1 protein-coding gene and 1 other annotated feature are annotated in these 1315 nt (G+C 61.9%); the gene reads left to right on the plus strand.

Going from position 1 to position 1315, the window contains the following annotated elements; genetic code table 11:
• Positions 1-51 precede the first annotated feature (51 nt).
• A protein-coding gene (locus tag LQV39_RS26295) for an IS3 family transposase (protein WP_230030140.1) occupies positions 52-1274 on the plus strand; the annotation gives its coding sequence in 2 pieces (ribosomal slippage) (positions 52-340 and positions 340-1274; 1224 coding nt in all).
• Positions 330-446: a sequence feature (AL1L pseudoknot), on the plus strand. Its footprint overlaps the gene before it by 117 nt.
• Positions 1275-1315: the final 41 nt, after the last annotated feature.

Below are 1315 nucleotides of genomic sequence, written 5' to 3' on the forward strand. Positions count from 1 at the left end.
TTGAACCGCCCCGGGTTTTGTAGAGGCTCCATTGTTTGAGAAAATGGAGTCATGAAGAAGCAACCGAAGTATTCCCCCGAAGTCATCGAGCGCGCCGTGCGCATGGTCAGCGAAGCTGCCAGCGAGTACAGCTCGCAGTGGGCAGCCATTGAATCGATCGCAGCCAAGATCGGCTGTACCCCTGAAACGCTGCGTCGCTGGGTACGCCAGCAGGAGCGCGATACCGGCCAGCGTCCAGGGCCGACCACTGCGGAAGAGGAGCGCATCAAGGCGCTGGAGCGGGAAGTGCGCGAGCTGCGCAAGGCAAACGAGATTCTGCGCCTGGCGAGTGCGTTTTTCGCCCAGGCGGAGCTCGACCGCCGCTTCAAGTCGTGAGGAAGTTCGTCGACCAGTACCGCCACGCTTACGGTGTCGAGCCGATCTGCCGGGTGATGCAGGTCGCGCCGTCGGGCTACTGGCGATACGCCGCACAGCAGCGTAATCCTGAGTTGCGCTGCGCCCGCGCCCAGCACGACGACGTGCTGAGCGTCGACATCGAACGAGTCTGGCAAGCGAACCTGCAAGTCTATGGTGCGGACAAGGTCTGGCGCCAGCTGCGCCGTGAGAGAACCGATGTGGCCCGCTGTACCGTGGAGCGCTTGATGCGTAAGGCCGGTCTGCGAGGCGTCATGCGTGGCAAGGTTGTGCGCACGACGGTGGCCGATGCGAAGGCCCCATGTCCGTTGGACCGGGTCAACCGCCAGTTCAAGGCGCAGCGGCCGAACCAGCTGTGGGTCAGCGATTTTACGTACGTCTCGACCTGGCAGGGTTTTGTCTATGTCGCTTTCGTGATCGACGTCTTCGCCCGACGAATCGTTGGCTGGCGCGTGAGCAGCTCAATGCGGACCGACTTCGTGCTCGACGCCCTGGAGCAGGCGCTGTATGCCCGTCAGCCGGAACGAAATGCGCTGGTCCACCACAGCGACAGGGGCTCGCAATACGTGTCGATAAAGTACAGCGAGCGCCTGGCAGAAGCCGGCATCGAGCCGTCTGTGGGAAGTAAGGGGGACAGTTACGATAACGCCCTGGCCGAGACGATCAACGGGCTTTACAAGGCCGAGCTGATCCACCGTCGCGCACCTTGGAAAACGCGCGAAGCCGTCGAACTGGCCACGCTGGAATGGGTTTCCTGGTTTAACCACCACCGCTTGCTGGAGCCGCTCGGCTATATACCGCCGGCCGAAGCTGAGGCAAACTATTATAAGCAACTGAGCAGTCAAGCCATCTCGGCCTGACTCACACTAACCGGCCTCCACGAAAGCCGGGGCGGTTCATA

The sequence above is a fragment of the Massilia sp. Bi118 genome (genome assembly GCF_918697865.1).
In the GTDB taxonomy this organism is placed as follows: Bacteria; Pseudomonadota; Gammaproteobacteria; order Burkholderiales; family Burkholderiaceae_D; genus Telluria.